At 56.5% G+C, this 262-nt stretch carries 1 pseudogene; it reads left to right on the top strand.

Annotated elements, in window-relative coordinates:
* Positions 1–38: 38 nt before the first annotated feature.
* Positions 39–262: pseudogene (locus tag HMPREF2807_RS01250) on the top strand (HNH endonuclease); the annotation flags it as partial.

Genomic DNA, 262 nt, shown 5'->3' with positions numbered 1-262 from the left:
AAGCCCGCCGGGCCACCTATAAAACCTGGGTCGGGGCCATGCCCAGCCTGCACGCCGATATCAACACCACCGCACTATCCCTAGTTGCTGCCTGGTCACTGCCGGAAGGCCACATCAAATCCGGCCTGCGTGCTATCCACCGGCTAGAAAGTCTGCCGAAAGTCAAAGCCATACAAGACACCCACTGCCTGCTCGACATTGAATCCCTCATTGCTATCGATCAACCCATGTCAGCACTGACAGCCTTGACTGATGAAACCCT

Origin of the sequence: Corynebacterium sp. HMSC074A09 (assembly GCF_001811545.1) — a bacterium.
In the GTDB taxonomy this organism is placed as follows: Bacteria; Actinomycetota; Actinomycetes; order Mycobacteriales; family Mycobacteriaceae; genus Corynebacterium; species Corynebacterium hiratae.
Note: the sequence above shows the minus strand (reverse complement) of the source record. Positions and strands in the feature narration are given on the sequence as shown.